The following is a 20,630-nucleotide window of genomic DNA, read 5'->3' as shown; positions in this document are numbered from 1 at the left end:
TATTAACACATAGAATTAACAACTACTGAGAGAATATGCATCCGAAAATACAAAATCCTCTCTTTTAGCCTGTCTGTACATTAGAATAAGGACAGCTGGTTGGCATCCGGCATTCCTTCCAAGCATCCAAGCTCATCCATATACTCGATTAATGTCTTCGATACACGGCCGCGCTGCTGTAAATCTTCTTTTGATAAAAATTCTCCATTTTTACGTGCTTCAACAATTTGTTTCGCTACGTTAGTACCAAGACCTGGAATGGCATCAAAAGGTGGAATCAATGAGTTTCCTTCGATGATGAATTCACTCGCATGCGAACGGTATAAATCAACCTTTTTGAAGCTCATCCCGCGTTCACACATTTCCAGTGCTAGTTCCATAACTGTCAGTAAACTTTTCTCTTTCGGCGCTGCATCGAGCCCCTTCATGTTGATTTCATCGATTTTTTTGCGGATCATGACAGAACCTTGTGTCATCGCAATTAAATCAAAGTCTGATGCACGCACAGTGAAGTACGCTGCATAATAAAGAATCGGATGATGCACCTTGAACCACGCAATACGTACGGCCATTAATACATACGCTGCGGCATGGGCTTTCGGGAACATGTATTTTATCTTTTTACAAGAATCGATATACCATTCCGGTACTTTTTTAGCACGCATCTCTGCTTCCATTTCATCTGTTAACCCTTTACCTTTACGAACGGACTCCATAATTTTAAAGGCAAACGACGGTTCCAGATCCTGATAAATTAAATAAACCATAATATCGTCACGACAGCCGATTACTTCTTTTAATACACAAGTACCATCTTTAATTAGTTCCTGTGCATTTCCAAGCCATACGTCTGTACCATGTGAAAGTCCGGAAATCTGAACAAGTTCACTGAATGTCGACGGTTTTGTTTCTTCAAGCATTTGGCGTACGAATTTTGTCCCGAACTCCGGAATTCCGAGTGTTCCTGTTTTCGTTCCAATTTGCTTTTCGGTCACACCTAGCGATTCAGTTGAACTGAAAATCTTCATAACAATCGGGTCGTCCGTCGGGATTGTTTTTGGATCGATTCCGGATAAATCCTGAAGCATACGAATTACGGTCGGATCATCGTGCCCAAGTATATCAAGCTTTAAAATATTATCGTGGATCGAGTGGAAGTCGAAATGGGTTGTTTTCCATTCCGAATCCTGAGCATCCGCCGGGAACTGCACTGGCGAGAAGTCGTAAATATCCATATAATCCGGTACTACGATAATTCCCCCCGGGTGTTGTCCAGTTGTACGTTTTACTCCTGTACATCCTTGCACAAGGCGGTCCACTTCCGCATTTCGGTAAGTGATGCCATTGTCGCTTCCGTACCCTTTTACATAACCATATGCCGTCTTTTCGGCAACCGTACCAATCGTTCCGGCACGGAATACATAATCCTCACCGAATAGCACTTTCGTGTAGTTATGCGCTTGTGGCTGATATTCGCCGGAGAAGTTCAGATCGATATCGGGCACCTTGTCACCCTTGAATCCTAGGAACGTTTCGAACGGGATATCCTGGCCGTCTTTTTTGAACGGGGCACCACATTCCGGACATTGTTTGTTCGGTAAGTCATAGCCTGATGCAACCGAACCGTCCGCGATAAACTCGGAATGCTTACAGTTTGGACAAACATAATGCGGTGGCAGCGGGTTTACTTCGGTAATTTCCATAAATGTCGCAACAAGGGAAGACCCTACCGACCCACGCGAACCTACTAAGTAACCGTCAGCCAGCGATTTTTTTACGAGCTTCGCGGAAATCAAATAAATTACCCCGAACCCGTGTCCTAAAATAGATTTCAGTTCCTTATCAATACGGGCCTGGACAATTTCCGGTAAATTTTCACCGTAAATGCTATGTGCCATCTCATAAGTTAAATTCGTTACTTCATCATCCGAGCCCTCAATTTTCGGCGTATATAAATCATCCTTGATCGGTTTTACATGGCCGATCATATCGGCAACTCGCTGCGTATTTGTCACGACAATTTCCTTTGCCAAATCCGGCCCTAAAAAGTCGAATTCCTTCAGCATTTCATCCGTTGTACGGAAATGGACTTTCGGTAAAGGATTACGATTTAACGGGTTTGCGCCACCCATTGATCCAACTAAGATTTGACGGAACTTTGCATCGGTTTCATGCAAGTAGTGGACATTTCCCGTTGCTACGACCGGTAAGTTCAGCTTTTTGCCAAGCTTTACGATACGGCGGATAATATCTTCCAATGCCCATTCATCATGGACAGTACCGCCGTCCACTAAGGGAGAATAGACCGGTTTCGGCATAACTTCCAAATAATCATAGAATTTTGCGATACGCTCGGCTTCTTCCTGCGTTTTATTCATCATCGTTTCAAAGAGCTCACCATTCGAGCAGCCTGAGCCGACGATTAATCCTTGTCGTAGTTTCTGCAAATCAGAGCGGCGAATACGTGGTACACGGTAAAATGTTTCCGTATGCGAAATCGAAATTAACTTAAACAGATTTTTCAGCCCGGCATCATCTACAGCCAAAACTGTACAGTGACTTGGACGTGACTGCTTGTACCCTTCTTCACCGCCGACGTGGTCGTTCATTTCAATCAGATTTTTAATGCCTAAATCGGCAGCCTGTTTCAGCAAATGCAGGAATAGTTCACCTGTTGCTTCGGTATCATAAATTGCCCGGTGATGCTGGGTAAGTTCAATATTGTATTTTTTCGTTAAAGTTTTTAAGTTATGCGATTTTTGCCCTGGGTTTACAAGACGAGAAAGCTCGACCGTATCGATCCCCGGGTGACGAACTTCTATGCCAGCATTTTTGTAGGCAACATATAAGAAGCCTAAGTCAAACGCCGCATTATGCGCAACAACGACCCCATCACCGATAAAGTCATGGAATTCACGAATGACATCACTCAGCTCTGGTGCATTGACGAGCATATCATCTGTAATATGTGTCAGCTCGATAATTTTTGCTGTTAATTTTCGGTGCGGATTTGAGAATCGTTCAAATGTATCAATAACTTGTCCATTCTTTATTTTGACGGCCGCCAGTTCGATAATCGTGTCATACACGTTTGAAAAGCCGGTCGTCTCTACGTCAAATACGATATACGTCGCATCTTCAAGATCAACATCTATCGGATCGTAAACAATTGGTTTCCCGTCATCAACTAAGTTTGCCTCAACGCCGTAAATGACTTTAATGCCGTTTTTCTTGCCAGCAGCATAAGCTTCAGGGAATGCCTGAACGACAGCATGGTCAGTAACCGCAATCGCAGGATGTCCCCATTTAGCTGCCTGTGCTACTAGTTTATCGACAGATGTCATCGCGTCCATTTGACTCATCGGTGTATGCAGATGGAGCTCCACACGCTTTTCGCCTTCCGGAGCATGGTCTTTTTTAGGTTCATGCTTGATTTCATTGATGTCTTTTACCATCATGACTAAATCGCGTGCAAATGTATCAAGCTGAATCGATCCGCGTACACGAACCCACATCCCTTTACTCATCTGCTTCATCTTCACGACGTCCTCATCCCCGTTTGAGAACATTTTGACCATTAGTGAGTCGGTATAGTCGGAAATTTTAAACTCAAGCAATGAACGACCGCTTCGAAGTTCCTTAATATCACATGCAAAAATAAACCCTTCCAGTACAATCGAACGTTCTTCTTCCAGTACTGTGCGGATTTCAACAGGATCCGGATTTTTGATCAGTGCACCAATCTGGAACGGTGTATCTCCAGTAACAGCACCAGGATTGGCCGCCTTCTCTTTTTCGCGTGTTGCAAAATCGGCCATCGCCTGTTTAGACAACCGTTCTTCCTCTTCCCTGCGCTGCTGGTAAAACGCTTCTTGCTGTGCGATAAATTCATCTGACTCTTCCACCAGCTGGAAATCAAGCGGAATATGCGGGAAACCGAATGTCTTGTATGAATCGGCAATTTTATCCGTATACTTTGATTTTAATGATAAGTACTCTACTTCGAGCATCGACGTCACGACAAGCTTATGACCTGTCCATTTCGGTGTTTGCTTCGATAAATTGGTACGCAGCATTGGCGACATTTCATCCATTTGCTCAATAACTACTTGCCAATAATCCAAAATATGCTGCTCATTGACTACTGGATTATATGATTCAATCGTCAGTAACACATTGGCAATGGGCGAAAATTTCTCGACCATCCGCATCCGCAGTAATTGATACACTTGGTAAGGCAATATATTTTCTATTTTTATTTTAAAGTCCCAAACACGCTTCTTTTTATGAACTGTTACACGTTCGAGTGTTCCATTTTCAAAAAAGGACATATAGACATCATCAGTCAATTCAAGCTGCTGTAACAATAGTAGGAATTTTTGTCTTCCTTCCTGTTTTGACAATTGTTTCACCCTTTCATCATGCTGCTTTCATTGTGAGGCAAAGGGTTGCACAGGCATGGAAAACACTAAGCGCTCACCAATCACCGGTCCCTTCACATCCAATGAAAAAGAAAAGAAAGTACATAAAAAATTGTACTTTCCCGTTCTCTCTATCTTAATCGTTACTAGTTTTGGCGGAAATATTCGTTTAAGCGATCGACTACTTCTTCTTTCGCCCATTCTGCAGATTCGCCTGTTGAACGGAATTTCACTTCCACAAGACCTTCTGAAGCTTTTTTACCTACTGTAATACGAACAGGTAATCCGATTAAATCCGCATCCGCAAATTTAACGCCGGCACGTTCTGCACGGTCATCATATAACACTTCATAGCGGTATGATTTCAGTACACCGTAAAGCTCGTCTGCTAATTGAACTTGTGCTTCGTCTTTAGCATTGACCGGTACTAACTGCAAATCATATGGCGCTAATTGTGCAGGCCATACAAATCCGTTTTCATCTTGGAAATGTTCTGCAACAGCAGCAAGTATACGTGAAACCCCGATACCATAGCATCCCATAATATAAGGTTTTGCTTTACCTTGCTCATCAAGGAATGTTGCATTTAGTTTTTCTGAATATGTTGTACCTAATTTAAAAATATGTCCAACTTCAATTCCTTCAGCAAACTTAATGATACCTTGACCGTCCGGAGATGGGTCACCTTGTTGGATGAAACGGATATCTTCATAAGAGCTGATCGCAAAGTCGCGCTCCGGATTGACATTTAATAAATGGAATCCATCTTCGTTTGCACCTGCAACACCGTTACGGATTGATTTGATTGCATTATCTGCAATTACTTTTACATTCACCGGCAATTTCACAGGACCGATTGAACCTGGTGTACAGCCAAGTAATTCTTTAATCGCTGCGTCTTCTGCCAATTCAACAGATGTAGCACCTAATGCATTTTTTAATTTAATATCATTTATTTCGTGGTCACCGCGCGCTAACACAACTACCAATTCACCATCAATATCAAAAACTAGTGATTTAATCACATTTGAAGGTTCTACATTTAAAAATGCAGATACTTCTTCGATTGTTTTTTGATCTGGTGTTTCAATCTTTTCGATGTCTTTCATCGGTGTTGTCGGTGCTGTATATTCTACAACAACCTCTGCCATTTCGATGTTTGCCGCATAATCCGATGTATCCGAATAAGCGATTGTATCTTCCCCGATTTCAGAAAGCACCATGAATTCGTGTGTACCTTTACCGCCAATTGTACCTGCATCCGCGATTACGGCACGGAAGTTTAAGCCAAGACGCGTGAAGATATTTGAATAGGCACGGTACATATCATCATATGTGGCATCAAGTGATTCACGTGAAGAGTGGAAAGAATATGCGTCTTTCATAATGAACTCGCGGCCGCGCAGTAAGCCGAAGCGTGGGCGTTTTTCATCACGGAATTTACTTTGGATTTGATAAAGTGTTAACGGTAATTTTTTATATGATTTAATTTCATCACGCACTAAAGTTGTGATCACTTCTTCATGTGTTGCACCTAAAGCGAAGTCACGGTCATGACGGTCTTTTAAACGCATAAGCTCCGGACCGTATGCTTCCCAGCGACCTGATTCCTGCCATAGCTCTGCTGGTTGCAATGCAGGCATTAATAGCTCGATTGAATTGATTGCTTCCATTTCTTCACGGATGATTTGTTCGATTTTTGATAATACTCTGCGCGCTAATGGTAAGTATGAGTATACTCCGGCCGCATTTTGACGGATAAATCCGGCACGCAATAGCATGCGATGCGATTTCACATCGGCATCGGATGGATTTTCCCTTAAAGTTGGGATAAACGTTTTGGTCTGTTTCATAAATAGTGCCACCTTTTTTATTTAAATTGCTACTTCTATAATACTAATCAAATTTAGCTTTGAACGCTAGTATTATTCATACAAAACGCTCAAAGCTGCCATTTTAAAACGTATTTTGTTTAAAAGAGATTCTACATCTAACATGGGGTTGATTTCCATTACGGGTCAGAGGCCAACATGATGTTGGTCACAAAAGCGTTGCCACAGGACGTGGCGATCTTAGCTTTTGTTCCTTGTTCCCGCAGGAAACGCAGTTTGTAGCGAAAGGCGTTAGCCGTCAGCTAGTGTTTTAACAGTGCGAAAGGTGAAACCGTCAGCACGAACACTCGCCTCCCCTCCATTCCAATCAACTAGCTTGCCACTTAGTAAAATCATCTCAATTAATTTAGAAGAAGAATCGCTGGATATCGTTCCATGTTACGACGACCATCAAGATCATCAGGAGGAGGATACCGACGAAGTGAACCATACCTTCTTTTTGACGGTCGATCGGTTTTCCTCTTACTGCTTCAACAGCGAAGAAAAGTAAACGGCCACCATCAAGTGCTGGTAGTGGTAACAAGTTCATAATCCCTAAGTTGACGCTCAGCATTGCCGCAAAGTATAGAATATTATATAAACCGAATGTGACAACCGTTTCTGTTGTTTTATAAATTCCTACAGGGCCTGATAATGCGTCAATCGAGAATTGGCCGGTAATCAGTTTGCCGACAAGTGTTCCGATTGTAATAATCATGTTATACGTTTCTTCCACACCATACACGACGGCTTTTAGCGGATTTTTTTCAATGGAACGCATTACACCGATTTGTCCGTAATCTGGACCACCTTCCTGCTCTACAGCTTTTGGTGTAAGTTCAATTATTTCATTACCCGTTTCACGTTCGACTTCGAATGTTACGGCTTTGTTCGGGTTTTCGAAAATTTGTTCTGATAATTCTTCCCAAGTTGAAATCGACTGTCCGTTCACCTTGACTACTTTATCGCCATCGACCAATCCGGCACTGCTCGCAACAGAATTGTCCATAACTTCGGCAATAATCGGTTCCTCAGAAGGAATCCCTTGAATAAGCCCGATAATCAGGAAGATGAAGAACGCTAAAATAAAATTGAATAATGGACCAGCGAAAATCGCCATTGCACGAGCACCAACAGATTTTGAATTAAATTGGCGATCAAGCGGCGCAATCATCTGCTCCGTACCATTTTCAACGATGCTTGCTGTACGTGATACATTGTAGCGAATGAACTGGTCATCCTCATCATAACCTTCAATCCAAAGTTCGCGTTCCAGATCTGCACGCTCCACTTCTAAAAAGATGACGTTTTGGTAATGTGTTTTTTGGTTGAGAATGATTTTTTCTACAATATTTTCTTCGTTCGTTATTAAAGCTACGCGGTAACCAGGCTGCAGTTCTACCGTATCGGTATCTTCGCCGGCCATTCTTACATAACCGCCAATTGGCAATAGTCGTAGCGTATAGACTGTTTCACCTTTCGTCATCCCAAAAATCTTCGGTCCCATCCCGATCGCAAATTCTCGTACCATAATACCCGCGCGTTTTGCAAATAAGAAGTGACCTAGCTCATGAAAAAAAACGAGTGAGCCAAAAATTAAAATAAAGGCTATAACTGTTTGCATAATCTCCCACCTTCATTGGAACTGAGCCGAATATTATTTCGCCCAATCTTTTCTAGCAATTAAGCTCTTTAAAAAAAGGATTGCTTGTACAAAAAGTGGCTGTCCACCTTTTCGTTCTTTACATCCGTTTTTCACACTTTCCTATTTTACCATGCTTGCGACTGTTTTTCTCGTTTCACTGTCTACATGTAAAATAGTTGCTAAATCTGGCAAAGCGATATTGTTATGACTATTCATAATACGCTCAATACATTCTTCAATTTCTAAAAAAGTAATTTTTTCTTGTAAAAACAATGCAACGGCTGCTTCGTTCGCCGCGTTCATTGCCGTTAAGATTGTCCCGCCCATGCGCCCTGCATCATAAGCAAGCTTTAAAGCACGGAAACGGTCAAAATCCACTTCCTTAAAATGAAGCTGTCCAATTTGGGCCAAATTTAAACGTTGGCCATTTGCAAGCGGCAGACGATCCGGGTAGCTAAGCGCATATTGAATCGGTACACGCATGTCCGGTGTTCCGAGCTGTGCAATGACACTTGTATCCTCATATTCAACCATCGAGTGAATGATGCTTTCACGGTGCAGCAATACGTCGATGTTGTCATAAGGCATATCAAACAGTACATGTGCCTCAATCACTTCAAGCCCTTTATTCATCATCGTTGCTGAGTCAATCGTAATTTTGGCTCCCATTGACCAGTTCGGATGATTCAGAGCATCTTTTACCGTTACTCCTACTAGCTCATCTCTTGTTCGATCTCTGAATGAACCACCTGATGCCGTTAAAATAATGCGCTCGACACGCTTTTTGTTTTCACCGTTCATCGATTGGAAAACAGCTGAATGTTCACTGTCCACTGGTAAGATCGGAGCATTGTATTTTTTTGCTTCAGCCATGACAAGATGACCTGCTGTTACAAGTGTTTCTTTGTTTGCAATGGCAATTGTTTTCCCCATGCGGATCGCAGCAAGTGTCGATTCCAGTCCAACGCTGCCTAATACCGCATTAATAAGCACTGTCGAATCAGGATGTGTCGCTACTTCGACCAATCCTTTTTCACCATATGTAAAGGAAATATGCGGAAACTCTTTTTGTAAAGTGCCTGCCGCTTCCTCTGTTTGCATTGAAACTAATTCTGGTTGCAGTTTTTTTATGATTTCGCGGGACTTTTCGATATTTTGTCCGGCTGAAAATGCAACAAGCTTAAATTCATTCGGATTTGCAAGTAAAATATCAAAGGTTTGCCATCCGATGGAACCTGTTGCACCTAATAAACTAATTTTTTTCACAATGATACGTCCCTTCTATGTCCTAGGAAAAGAAATGTAAAAAATGCAGTAATGGTACGACAAACAGTAAACTGTCAAAGCGGTCCAATATGCCGCCGTGTCCTGGCAGAATATTGCCTGAATCTTTTACATCATAATGACGTTTAATAGCCGATTCGACCAAATCACCCATTTGGCCTATAATTGATGCGATAATTGTCACAATGATTAATTGCAGCCAGCTTGAGGCAAAAGGATAGATGAGCTGCATAGCAATTGCGAAAATAACGGCAATCACAATCCCGCCAACAAAACCTTCCACTGTTTTCTTCGGCGAAATTTCCGGCCATAATTTATTTTTCCCTAATTTACGCCCAACAAAATAGGCGCCGGAATCTGTTGTCCACACGACTAACAATACAAAGACGACAAATTCTAGACCGATAAAACGTGTTTCGATAAAATAATGGAATCCAAGGCCGACATAAAATGCCCCTAACAATATAAAACCAATTTCATCAAAAGTCATTTTATTTTTTACAAGTACAATATAAATCAATAACAGTGCCGTAATTCCATACACAATCATCAAAATTGAATCATATTGAAAAAATTCAACGATATTCAGTGACCATTCATTTGGTACAACCAATACTATTAATGCAAGTGTACCAATAATACCTGGAACAGATGCAATTGAAATTTCTTTCATTTTCAGCAATTCATAGAAACCAATGACTGCGATAATACTCATTAAAATCGCAAATGGCGTTCCTCCATAAATTACGAATGGAATAAATAATGCTGCAGCAATTACTCCGGTAATGATGCGTTGTTTCAACTTGTTCCTTCTCCTTTCAGCCCTCCATAACGGCGGTTACGGTTTTGATACACGGAAATTGCCTCTTTTAAGCATGCTTCGTCAAAATCAGGCCAATGCGTATCAGTGAACCAAAACTCCGTATAGGCAAGCTGCCATAGCATAAAGTTACTTATGCGCACTTCACCACTCGTGCGAATTAATAAATCGGGTTCAGGTAAATGAGCCGTCATTACATACTGGGAAATATGTTGTTCATTTAATTCGTCAATTGTAAGACTTCCTGCTTCTACCTCTTTCAGAAGCTGTTGCATCGCCATTACAATTTCAGCACGCCCACCGTAATTCATCGCAAAATTTAAGACCAGTCCCGTATTCCCTGCAGTAGCTTCCATCGCCTTTTTTAAAGCGGATTGCGTATAGTCCGGCAATGAATCCATTACGCCTATCATTTCCACCTTAATATTTCGCTCCATTAGCTCCGGCAAAAAGGAATTTAAAAATTGCTCTGGTAAACGCATTAAAAATTCGACTTCTGATTTAGGACGCTTCCAGTTTTCTGTTGAAAATGCATAGAGCGTCAATACTTGAACTCCTAAATCACATGCGCAACGTGTTATCTTTCGAATGGTTTTCATTCCTTCATGATGACCTGCGACCCTTGGCAATGAACGCTTTTTCGCCCAGCGTCCATTTCCGTCCATAATAATTGCAATATGGGTAGGGATTTCCTCTCCCTTAACTAAGTCCACATTTTCACTACTGAATGACTGTTCTTTATTTGTATTTTTTCCAAAAAGTTTTTTAAACATAGTTAATACCCCCAACTGCACAGATCGGACCGTTTCCCTTTTTATCATATCAAAAAAGGGATAGCCTGTCCTTTTTATATAATGAACTTCTTTAGTATCTAAAAGAATAAAGAATAAATTGTTCTTCTATTAACTTTCTATATGTATTTTTTCTACAATTTATACTTTCAATTAGGGGAAATGGGTTAATGCGCATTTTTTTGCTACAGCTATACTTCCCTAACAATCTTAAATTTTATCTATTATTGTAAAAAAAACGTCCTTATTAGCAGGACGTTTTAATCCATGTAAAGTTCATACATCGCCAGAAAAAGATTTCGCGCTAATGTAATCCACCAGCGCGAAACAATATTATTAAAAATTAAGTATTATCTTATTCACATTCAGGTTGATATCCATTGCGGCCACCGCAGAAGCAACGACTTGATGAATGAGAAGGCGAAATCAAGTCGCCTCCTCTATTCCAATCAACCTGTTTTAAAAATATGCATAAAATTAAACTGTTAAAATTTCTTTTTCTTTTTCTTTCACTAACTCCTCGATTTTAACAATTGAGTTGTCTGTTAGCTTTTGGATGTCATCGTTGAAGCCGCGTAGTTCGTCTTCTGTGATTTCACCGTTCTTTTCTAATTTTTTCAGGTCATCGTTAGCATCGCGGCGCACGTTACGTACAGCAACTTTCGCTTCTTCCGACTCTTTTTTCACCTGTTTAACTAATTCTTTACGGCGCTCTTCCGTTAATGCCGGTACTGCTAAACGAATAACATTCCCGTCATTTGTCGGAGTGATTCCGATGTCTGAACGCATAATCGCTTTTTCGATTTCGCCTAAAATTGATTTATCATAAGGCTGGATTACTAAAAGGCGTGCTTCCGGTACAGAGATACCTGCCATTTGGTTGATTGGTGTTGGAGAACCATAGTAGTCCACCGTAATACGATCCAATAGTGAAGCATTTGCTACACCTGCACGAATTGAAGCTAATTCACGTGAGAAAGCATTAATAGATTTTGTCATTTTTTCTTGTGCTTGATTTAATACTTGTTGTGTCATTACGCATCTCTCCTAACAACTGTTCCAATTTTTTCGCCTAATGCGGCACGTTTAATATTACCTGGTTCTGATAAGTTGAAAACGACAAGCTTAATATCATTATCCATACATAATGTTGAAGCTGTAGAATCCATTACTTGCAAACCTTGTTGAATAACGTCTAAATACGTAAGTGTGTCATACTTAACTGCTTCAGAATCTAATTTTGGATCTGCAGAATAAACGCCATCCACATTATTTTTCGCCATTAAAATTGCATCTGCATTAATTTCTGCGGCACGTAAAGCGGCTGTCGTATCTGTCGAGAAGTATGGGTTACCTGTTCCCGCAGCAAAGATTACGACACGTGCTTTTTCCAAATGACGAACTGCTTTGCGTCGAATATATGGCTCTGCCACTTGTGTCATAACGATCGATGATTGAACACGTGTAGGAACACCCAGATTTTCCAGCGAGTCTTGTAATGCCAGTGCATTCATTACTGTTCCTAACATACCCATATAATCTGCATTGGCACGTTCCATTCCCATTTCAGCGCCGATTTTTCCGCGCCAAATGTTGCCTCCGCCGACAACTAATGCGACCTCTACACCTAAGTCGATAACTTCTTTAATTTCTCCAGCAATCGATTTAATAACATCCGGTGAGAAACCGAAGCCTAATTCTCCAGCTAATGCTTCCCCGCTAAGTTTAATAACTACTCGTTTGTACTCTGACACACCCATAGTAGACCTCCGTTACTCATTTATTTAAAAGGAAATACGACGCGATTTTTTTATGTATCGTACTTCGCTTCATTCAAAAATAGATTTCTTTAAAAATAGGGAACACGCAAATGGTGCTCCCTACTGTTTGCTTAAATTAATGTTAATTTAAGTTGTAATTTAATTAGTTACCTTTAACTTGGCTCATTACTTCTTCAGCGAAGTTATCTTCACGTTTTTCGATACCTTCACCAACACCATAACGAGTGAAGCTTGTTACAGTAGCACCTAATGAGTTTACGAAGTCGCGTACTTTTTGATCTGAGTTTTTAACGAAAGCTTGGTCTAATAAACATACGTCTTCGAAATATTTACCAAGACGGCCTTCTACCATTTTCGCTACGATGTTTTCTGGTTTACCTTCGTTTAACGCTTGCTCAGTTAATACTTTGCGCTCACGTTCAACTTCGTCAGTAGAAACTTCGTCACGAGAAATGTAAGTTGGGTTGATTGCAGCGATATGCATAGCGATATCTTTTGCAGCAGCAGCGTCAGTAGAACCTTCAAGAACTACTAATACACCAATGCGTCCGCCCATGTGTAAGTAAGAACCGAATGCATCTGCATCAGTTTTTGTTTTGATTTCGAAACGACGTAATGAAATTTTTTCACCGATTGTAGCTGTAGCTGTAGAAATTTGGTCAACGATTTTCACGCCGTCTTTTTCTAATTCTAAAGCAGCTTCTACTGATTCTGGTTTAGCAGCTAATAATTGCTCTGCTAAAGAAGCAACTAAAACTTGGAACTTGTCGTTTTTCGCTACGAAGTCTGTTTCAGCGTTTACTTCTAAAAGAATCGCTTCATTACCGTTTTCTAAAATGTAAGTTGTACCTTCAGCAGCGATACGGTCAGCTTTTTTGCCAGCAGCAGCTAAACCTTTTTCACGTAGGAAATCGATTGCAGCATCGATGTCACCTTCTGTAGATACTAAAGCTTTTTTACAGTCCATCATACCTGCGCCTGTTTTTTCGCGTAATTCTTTTACTAATTGTGCAGTAATGTTTGCCATGTTGAGTTTCCTCCTAAATATAATGAAAAATTTATTTACACTATTTCATACTTTAAGCGATAAATCGCTATTTTTCAACGATTCATACATCTTCAAATTCATTTCTCAAAAAAAGGTGATAAGGGGTTCATCCACTTATCACCTTTTCTAACAGTGAATTACTCAGCTGTAGCTTCTTCTACTGCAGGAGCTTCTTCTTCACCTTGTTTAGCTTCTAATAAAGCGTCAGCCATTTTAGCAGTTAATAATTTAACCGCGCGGATAGCATCGTCGTTTGCAGGGATTACGTAATCAATTTCATCTGGATCACAGTTAGTGTCTACGATACCAACTAGAGGGATGTTTAATTTGATTGCTTCTGCAACTGCGATACGCTCTTTACGAGGGTCTACAACGAACATTACGTCCGGAATAGCTTTCATATCACGGATACCGCCTAAGAATTTAACTAAGCGCTCGTGCTCTTTTTTAAGTTGGATTACTTCTTTTTTAGGAAGTACAGCAAAAGTACCGTCTTCTTCCATTTTTTCGATATCTTTCATACGTTTTACACGTTTTTGAATAGTACCGAAGTTTGTTAAAGTACCACCTAACCAACGTTGGTTGATGTAGTAGTTACCTGAACGTTCAGCTTCTTCTTTGATCGCTTCTTGTGCTTGTTTTTTCGTACCTACGAATAAAACTTTACCACCGTCTTGACCAACTTGACGCATGAAATCGTATGCTTCTTCTAATTTTTTAACCGTTTTTTGTAAATCGATAATGTAAATACCGTTACGCTCTACGAAGATATATTTCTTCATTTTTGGGTTCCAACGGCGAGTTTGGTGACCGAAATGTACACCAGCTTCTAGTAATTGTTTCATTGAAATTACTGACATGAGTGTTTCCTCCTAATATGTTTGGTTTTTTTCCTCCGTATTTTTCATCTGCAACAAGCTACCCGTAGACTTACGAGCACCACTTACTACATCAAAATACGTGTGTATTGTTAACACCGCTTGTAACTATATCATAATGGACTTTCAAGTGCAACTACTTTACGCATGAAACTTTACGAGGAGCTCAATTTCCGTTTTTCCGCGTCCCATCATTCTCGCAATTTCTTCAATCGATTTCCCATTGCGATAATGATTGATTACTTGCTGTTCAAATGTCAGGTTTTGTTCTTGAATTTCATTGTCTTCAGAAAGTGTTTCCGCTTTTTCTAAAGCCTCATTGTCCTTTTCTTCAACTTGCTGCTGTGTCTTTTGCTTTTGATAGGCACTTGCAGCTTGCTTGACCGGTACGAATTTACGAGGTTCCATTTCCTGTTCTTTTACCGGTTGTTCTTTAATAGTCTGCGCCATTCCTTCTTTACGGGTTGATGCGGCCTTTTGGACAACATTCGGTTTTTTCAGTTCACTGATTAACCGGTCATTTTCTTCTTTCATCTCCATTAAATATACGCTAATCGCATTGTCCATTTCATTAATCAGTTCATTTTGGCGCTTTTCTATATTCTGAAACTTAGAAAGCTTACTATATAAAAGAACAATTACAAAAATCGTAATCATCTGGATGAGAAATAAGGTAATTACAACTGCGATCATGATGACTGCTCCTAGCCACTAAAATCAAAAAGGTTCCCTTTGAACGGGTGCTGCACTTTTTGTTCTAGCTGTTCCTTATTTTTCTTGTTTTCTTGAGTTTGCTCTTGTCCGTTTTGGGAAGGCTTATCCTGTTCCTCATCATTGAGGGCGTTCAGATGCTCTGTTTCATTGACGGATAATTGTTTGCGTTCCAGTTCCTTGTTCAATGCTTCATTTGCATGCATTTGCTGCAGAATTGTATTTTGTTGACGCTGATCCGCCATCTTCCCCGCCTCAAATGTTTTAGGAATCGCAATCTGTAATTCCAGGCCCTTTAAACTCATAACGCCGCCTCCTTACGTATTAATCATTTCTGAAGACAATAATTTACGTAATTTAAACAATGCTTTTGAGTGAATTTGCGAAATTCTAGATGTGGACAGGTCCAGTATTTCACCGATTTCGGTTAATGTTAATTCTTCCGAGTAAAATAAACTAATGACAAGCTGTTCTTTTTCATTCAGCTTTTTAATATTTTCAGCCAAATCGCCTAACAGTTCTACATGAACGCTATGCTGCTCCGGTGTTTTCGTATTGTCATCCCGGATAACAAAGGACTTACCTTCCGATTCTTCCTGGTCCAGCTGCTCATTGATGGACAGCACATTAGAGAAAAAATGTTCCTGGAAAGTTTGGTACACTTCTTCGACAGGCAGATTCATATGTGCTGCAACTTCTTCTGCTGTCGCATGGCGCATCAGCTTTTGCTCAAGTGACTCAATTTGCGATTCCAGTTTTTTTGCTTTTTCACGCGCTGATCTCGGGAGCCAGTCCTCTTTTCGCAAACCATCAAGGATAGCACCACGAACACGGAATGAAGCATACGTATCAAATTTTAAATCTCGGTTTATATCAAATTTATTTAACGCATCAAACAGCCCCATCATCCCAAGACTCATTAAGTCATCTCTGGAAATGTTTTTCGGAAGCCCGACAGCGATACGCTGTACATGATAGGATACGAGTGGTTTAAACTTTTTTATTAATAAATCGCCTGCTTCGGGATCACGGTTCTTTGTCCAACGAACCCATAATGATTGTTCGTCTCTATGCCTTTGTTCTGTCAAACATACCCACCCCTTTTTTTGAAAAGTAACATATTTATGTTTATTATACCAAAAAGCCTTTTAATATACATTTAATCCAATAATTCGACACAGTATTTCCTTAATTCTGCTAAATAAAAAAGAGCCGGATATACGACTCTTTTACCTTGAAAGGGATTCATCGCCTTGAAGCATCGAACGAACGACTTGTGCAATTTCTTCCGAATTCTCATCTTCAACTTCCTTTGCCGGAAGGTCGCTTTGCGGAACAGCCTGTGTTTTGTCCGTCTCTTTCGCAACTGCTCCCGGAAGCTCCTCTTCTGTTTGTAACAAAACAGGTGCTTCCGGTGTATAAAATACATACCCAAGGAAATAACGGATAAGAAACATTAAACTAAATGCAATGACAGCAACGATAAAAGCTGCGCCAATCGTCGGCAGTGGCAACGCATACGGATTTTGAATTGCAGCAATAAAATATACAGCGAATGAAAATAGTGCTGCCCAAAAATTATAAAATATTGAACCAAACATTAAATTTCACTCACTCCTTTATTGACGGTACGAACTGAAAGCATGCTCGTTTCAGGGTTAAACTCAATCGTACGACCGCTGTTACCGCCCGTATCTTCAGCGATGAGCGGTATGCCCAGTTCTTTTAACTGCGCTTTTACAGCTTCCACATTTCTAGGTCCAATCCTCATCGAATCTTTGTCTGCTGTAAATTGGAACATTTGTGCACCACCCGCAATCTTCGCCTTCAGCTTAAAGCGTTGTGCTCCTTCTTGTTTTAAAAGATCAACTAAAGCAGCAATTCCGGTATCGGCAAATTTCGCGGCATTCATTGTTGCCGTGCGATTTAAACTAGAATCCGGCAGCATGACATGGACCATACCGGCAACTTTTTTGGAATCGTCGTAAATGACTGCACCAACACAAGAACCTAAACCCGACGTACGGATCGTTTTTGGAACTTTTACGATATCCATTTGTGCAATACCTACTTTAATCACTTCGCTTGAATGGGTAACTATCATGTCGTAGGCACTCCTAATGCTTTAAAAATCGCTTCGAATGAATCAGGTTCAGGTAACAGGAAGAACTGCCCCTTTACTGCGTCATCATCAGACATGACTTCTTCATATATGGACGTATTAATGACGATGACTGTATCGCTTACTTGTGAAAGTTCAATCAGGCCGATACTAATAATCGCACCAAACATATCCACACTCAATCCAGGGACAGTCGGATAGATTTTAAGCCCTGTAAAATCGGATAAAGCCGATAAATAAGAGCCGGATAAAATATTTCCCATTTCCTGCATTGCCGATAAGCCCATTTCCGAATATGGAGGTGTGTGAAAATCAAATGATTCATCCTGAATAAGACTTTGAATAAATCGGTTTGCCTGTTCAATCGGCAAAATGAAAAACATGCTTCCTTGGGCATCCCCTTCTATACGAAGATAAATACCGACGACAGCATTTTCCGAGCCGCCAGCGAGTTCCATCATTTCATTAAACGAGGCCATCTTCACGTCGGGTACACGCATATCGATCTTTTTTCCCAATAAATTCGATAATGCCGTAGCCGCATGTGCAGCACCAATATTTCCGATTTCCTTTAAAACATCTAAATGCAGCAATGTGATTTTTTCACTAAAGTTCATTTTCAATCCCTACTTTAATAGATTCCAGGCAAGCGAAGCTCACCCGGAAAATTATTCATTGAAATCAATCGAACGGATTTAACACTTTATCTAAGTGAAGTAAAATTAATAAGCGGTTTTCCAATTTTGCGACACCAGCGATAAAATCTTCTTCTAATGAGCCCACCACTTCCGGCTGCTTTTCAATGGAAGATGCATCGATATCCAACACATCATTTGCTGAATCTACTATAAAACCGACTTCCATCGTTTCCAGTGTAATAATAATAATTCGAGTTGTTTCCTCGTTCCCTGAAACCGGCAATTCAAACCGTTCACGTAAATCGATAACAGGGGTTACAACACCTCGAAGATTAATGACACCTTTTACATAACGTTCTGTTTTCGGCACACGTGTAATATGCATTAATTTTTCGATTCCTTTTACGTGCGAAACAGGAATGGCATATTCTTTATCTGCTAATTGAAACACAATTACTTTCAAGTTTTTTTGCTCTGTTGCATTCGTCATCCTTCACACCTCTTATCCTTTTACTTCATTAGTGCGTTACAGTCTACTATTAACGCCACTTTTCCGTTTCCTAATATCGTCGCACCTGAAATCGCAAAAATGTTCGTTAAGTAGTTTCCTAATGATTTCAGCACAATTTCCTGCTGACCGATAAATGAATCTACTACTAAACCAGCTAATTTATCGCCTTTACGGACAATTACAACTGAATGGAAGCCATCATCATTTTGTACAGCGCGCGGTACTTCAAAAATTTCTTCCAGGAATACAAGCGGTACAACTTTACCACGGAAATCGATTACTTTTTGATTATGGGCATTTAAAATATCTGAATGACGGATAATCGATGTTTCAATAATAGATGATAACGGAATTGCATAAATTTCATTTTCAATTTCTACAAGCATGACTGAAATAATCGACAGTGTCAGCGGTAATTGAATCGAGAAGACTGAGCCGACATTTTGAGTTGATTCAATCGAAATATTCCCGCCTAATGATTCAATCGTTGTTTTAACAACATCCAAACCGACACCACGGCCTGATACATCCGAAATGACGTCCGCTGTTGAGAAACCAGATGCCATAATTAGCTCATTAATTTGCTTGTCTGTCATCGTTAATGACTGTTCATGTGTAACAATCCCTTTAGACAGCGCTTTTGCCAATACTTTTTCTCGGTTGATTCCTGCCCCATCATCTTCAATCTCGATGAATACATAGTTCCCGCTATGATAAGCACGAAGTTCCACCGTTCCTTCTTCCGGTTTGCCTTTTGCACGGCGTACTTCCGGACTTTCGATTCCATGGTCAACTGAGTTGCGGATCAGATGCACCAACGGATCTCCAATTTCATCAATTACTGTGCGGTCAAGCTCTGTTTCTGCACCGACAATATTAAGTTCGATTTTTTTGTTTAAATCACGCGATAATTGACGTACCATTTTCGGAAAACGGTTAAATACTGTGTCTACAGGAACCATGCGCATCGTTAAGACGATATTTTGCAGGTCACCCATTGTACGGCTCATACGTTCAACTGTTTCATTCAGTTCACCATGATTCACGTCACCGGCAATTGTTAAAAGACGGCCGCGATCAATCGCAAGTTCTTCAAACAAGTTCATCAATATGTCTAGGCGTTCAATATTTACGCGGATCGTTTTACTCGATGCATGACCCGTTTTATTATTGTTTTTAGCAGCTGCTGTTTTTGGCTGTTCTTCAGACACGGCAGTTACAGTTTCCTGTACTGCTGGCTGTGATTGTACTTCTTCTACAGGTACGTCGATGGCCGTAGCTTTTGTAACAAATACATCTTGGCTGATTTTATTGACAACTACACGATCGACCTCTGATACTTTCATGAGCATCTTTTGCAAATCTTCAGCTGACTCTTTCGAGATAAAGGCAACATGGAATTCACTATCAAACTGTTCTTCTTCTAATTTATCTACAGTCGGCGAAGATTTAATGACATCTCCATTTTTCTCCAGTATTTCGAATACCATGAACACACGAGCCGCTTTTAATAAACAGTCTTCACGCAAAAATACTGTAATTTCAAATGCATTGAAATCTTGTTCAGATGATTGCAGAATGACCGTTTTTTCAAAATCATCATAGGACAATTTTAATTCCAATCTTTGGGCTGGCTGTTCAAGCTCAGTTGCTACTACTGCAGCAGCAACTTCCTGTTCTGCCGTTGTTTCTTCTGTATCGGTAGTTGCCGGTTCGCCTGCTTCAATGCGCTTTAGCTTTTCCACTGTTGCTTGCACATTGCGTTTACCGTCGCCGCCATCAGCAATGTCAAATACCATTTCTTCTAAATGGTCGACTGATTCGAAAACGACATCTAAAATTTCTGCGTTCACTTTAATTTTACTGTTGCGGATCGCATCTAATATATTTTCCATTTTATGTGTTAAATCAGCTAGATCTTCAAAACCCATTGTTGCTGCCATACCTTTTAAAGTATGTGCCGAGCGGAAAATCTCTCCGACAATCGTTAAATCTTCCGGATTTTTTTCAAGTTCCAATAAGTGTTCACTGCATGCTTGTAAATGTTCTTTACTTTCTTCAATGAACATTTCTAAATATTGATTTAATTCCATTTAGAGGGCACCCCTT

18 protein-coding genes are annotated in these 20,630 nt (G+C 40.4%); all 18 read right to left on the bottom strand.

From position 1 onward, the window contains the following. Positions 1-80: 80 nt before the first annotated feature. Complete coding sequence (locus MHB58_RS05280) at positions 81-4,403, bottom strand: PolC-type DNA polymerase III (RefSeq protein WP_041865778.1); 4,323 nt, start codon at positions 4,401-4,403, stop codon at positions 81-83. A 164-nt stretch (positions 4,404-4,567) separates the two neighbouring features. Then, positions 4,568-6,274, bottom strand: coding sequence for a proline--tRNA ligase (locus tag MHB58_RS05275; RefSeq protein WP_065216406.1), 1,707 nt, complete (start codon positions 6,272-6,274; stop codon positions 4,568-4,570). A gap of 385 nt (positions 6,275-6,659) precedes the next feature. After that, positions 6,660-7,916 (bottom strand): RIP metalloprotease RseP, encoded by a 1,257-nt coding sequence (rseP, locus tag MHB58_RS05270; protein WP_008403244.1) that lies wholly within the window; start codon positions 7,914-7,916, stop codon positions 6,660-6,662. Between the two features lie 141 nt (positions 7,917-8,057). Beyond that, a complete protein-coding gene (gene dxr, locus MHB58_RS05265; protein ID WP_340734807.1) occupies positions 8,058-9,203 on the bottom strand; it encodes a 1-deoxy-D-xylulose-5-phosphate reductoisomerase in 1,146 nt (381 codons plus the stop codon). Positions 9,204-9,225: 22 nt separating this feature from the next. Then, entirely contained in the window at positions 9,226-10,023 is a 798-nt protein-coding gene (locus tag MHB58_RS05260) for a phosphatidate cytidylyltransferase (RefSeq protein ID WP_340734806.1), read from the bottom strand. Continuing rightward, on the bottom strand, positions 10,020-10,814 hold the full coding sequence (locus MHB58_RS05255) for an isoprenyl transferase (RefSeq protein WP_008403248.1): 795 nt from the start codon (positions 10,812-10,814) through the stop codon (positions 10,020-10,022). Before MHB58_RS05255 ends, MHB58_RS05260 begins: the two co-directional genes overlap by 4 nt. Before the next feature lie 495 nt (positions 10,815-11,309). Next, on the bottom strand, positions 11,310-11,867 hold the full coding sequence (frr, locus tag MHB58_RS05250; protein ID WP_008403249.1) for a ribosome recycling factor: 558 nt from the start codon (positions 11,865-11,867) through the stop codon (positions 11,310-11,312). Further along, positions 11,867-12,592 (bottom strand): UMP kinase, encoded by a 726-nt coding sequence (gene pyrH / locus MHB58_RS05245; RefSeq protein WP_008403251.1) that lies wholly within the window; start codon positions 12,590-12,592, stop codon positions 11,867-11,869. The genes frr and pyrH overlap by 1 nt, the downstream gene beginning before the upstream one ends. A 163-nt stretch (positions 12,593-12,755) precedes the next feature. Beyond that, positions 12,756-13,640 carry a translation elongation factor Ts gene (gene tsf, locus MHB58_RS05240; RefSeq protein WP_008403253.1) on the bottom strand — a complete coding sequence of 295 codons (885 nt, stop codon included), beginning with the start codon at positions 13,638-13,640 and terminating at the stop codon, positions 12,756-12,758. 158 nt (positions 13,641-13,798) lie between these two features. Continuing rightward, positions 13,799-14,521, bottom strand: coding sequence for a 30S ribosomal protein S2 (gene rpsB, locus MHB58_RS05235; protein WP_008403254.1), 723 nt, complete (start codon positions 14,519-14,521; stop codon positions 13,799-13,801). Positions 14,522-14,680: 159 nt separating this feature from the next. Next, positions 14,681-15,232: a hypothetical protein gene (locus tag MHB58_RS05230; RefSeq protein ID WP_014824469.1), complete on the bottom strand. Its 552-nt coding sequence runs from the start codon at positions 15,230-15,232 to the stop codon at positions 14,681-14,683. Between the two features lie 11 nt (positions 15,233-15,243). Beyond that, on the bottom strand, positions 15,244-15,555 hold the full coding sequence (locus MHB58_RS05225; RefSeq protein WP_014824470.1) for a hypothetical protein: 312 nt from the start codon (positions 15,553-15,555) through the stop codon (positions 15,244-15,246). A gap of 12 nt (positions 15,556-15,567) precedes the next feature. Then, positions 15,568-16,338 (bottom strand): FliA/WhiG family RNA polymerase sigma factor, encoded by a 771-nt coding sequence (locus MHB58_RS05220; RefSeq protein ID WP_008403257.1) that lies wholly within the window; start codon positions 16,336-16,338, stop codon positions 15,568-15,570. Positions 16,339-16,479: 141 nt separating this feature from the next. Continuing rightward, positions 16,480-16,851, bottom strand: coding sequence for a hypothetical protein (locus MHB58_RS05215; RefSeq protein WP_014824471.1), 372 nt, complete (start codon positions 16,849-16,851; stop codon positions 16,480-16,482). Next, positions 16,851-17,354 (bottom strand): chemotaxis protein CheD, encoded by a 504-nt coding sequence (locus MHB58_RS05210; protein WP_008403259.1) that lies wholly within the window; start codon positions 17,352-17,354, stop codon positions 16,851-16,853. The genes MHB58_RS05215 and MHB58_RS05210 overlap by 1 nt, the downstream gene beginning before the upstream one ends. Continuing rightward, the gene (locus MHB58_RS05205) at positions 17,351-17,989 is read right to left on the bottom strand and encodes a chemotaxis protein CheC (RefSeq protein ID WP_008403260.1); all 639 of its coding nucleotides are present in this window, start codon (positions 17,987-17,989) and stop codon (positions 17,351-17,353) included. Before MHB58_RS05205 ends, MHB58_RS05210 begins: the two co-directional genes overlap by 4 nt. Before the next feature lie 64 nt (positions 17,990-18,053). After that, positions 18,054-18,500, bottom strand: coding sequence for a chemotaxis protein CheW (locus tag MHB58_RS05200; RefSeq protein ID WP_014824472.1), 447 nt, complete (start codon positions 18,498-18,500; stop codon positions 18,054-18,056). Between the two features lie 20 nt (positions 18,501-18,520). Beyond that, on the bottom strand, positions 18,521-20,614 hold the full coding sequence (locus MHB58_RS05195) for a chemotaxis protein CheA (RefSeq protein ID WP_340734805.1): 2,094 nt from the start codon (positions 20,612-20,614) through the stop codon (positions 18,521-18,523). Between the last annotated feature and the right edge of the window lie 16 nt (positions 20,615-20,630).

It is taken from the genome of Solibacillus sp. FSL K6-1554 (assembly GCF_038005185.1).
Lineage (GTDB): Bacteria > Bacillota > Bacilli > Bacillales_A > Planococcaceae > Solibacillus > Solibacillus silvestris.
The sequence above is the reverse complement of the archived record's forward strand: the minus strand, read 5'-3'. Positions and strand labels throughout refer to the sequence as shown.

Coding starts and splice junctions, on each gene's coding strand:
- MHB58_RS05275 (WP_065216406.1), bottom strand. CDS start 6,274: ATGAAACAGACCAAAACGTTTATCCCAACTTTAAGGGAAAATCCATCC.
- rseP (WP_008403244.1), bottom strand. CDS start 7,916: ATGCAAACAGTTATAGCCTTTATTTTAATTTTTGGCTCACTCGTTTTT.
- MHB58_RS05255 (WP_008403248.1), bottom strand. CDS start 10,814: ATGTTTAAAAAACTTTTTGGAAAAAATACAAATAAAGAACAGTCATTC.
- frr (WP_008403249.1), bottom strand. CDS start 11,867: ATGACACAACAAGTATTAAATCAAGCACAAGAAAAAATGACAAAATCT.
- pyrH (WP_008403251.1), bottom strand. CDS start 12,592: ATGGGTGTGTCAGAGTACAAACGAGTAGTTATTAAACTTAGCGGGGAA.
- tsf (WP_008403253.1), bottom strand. CDS start 13,640: ATGGCAAACATTACTGCACAATTAGTAAAAGAATTACGCGAAAAAACA.
- rpsB (WP_008403254.1), bottom strand. CDS start 14,521: ATGTCAGTAATTTCAATGAAACAATTACTAGAAGCTGGTGTACATTTC.
- MHB58_RS05230 (WP_014824469.1), bottom strand. CDS start 15,232: ATGATCGCAGTTGTAATTACCTTATTTCTCATCCAGATGATTACGATT.
- MHB58_RS05225 (WP_014824470.1), bottom strand. CDS start 15,555: ATGAGTTTAAAGGGCCTGGAATTACAGATTGCGATTCCTAAAACATTT.
- MHB58_RS05215 (WP_014824471.1), bottom strand. CDS start 16,851: ATGTTTGGTTCAATATTTTATAATTTTTGGGCAGCACTATTTTCATTC.
- MHB58_RS05210 (WP_008403259.1), bottom strand. CDS start 17,354: ATGATAGTTACCCATTCAAGCGAAGTGATTAAAGTAGGTATTGCACAA.
- MHB58_RS05205 (WP_008403260.1), bottom strand. CDS start 17,989: ATGAACTTTAGTGAAAAAATCACATTGCTGCATTTAGATGTTTTAAAG.
- MHB58_RS05200 (WP_014824472.1), bottom strand. CDS start 18,500: ATGACGAATGCAACAGAGCAAAAAAACTTGAAAGTAATTGTGTTTCAA.
- MHB58_RS05195 (WP_340734805.1), bottom strand. CDS start 20,614: ATGGAATTAAATCAATATTTAGAAATGTTCATTGAAGAAAGTAAAGAA.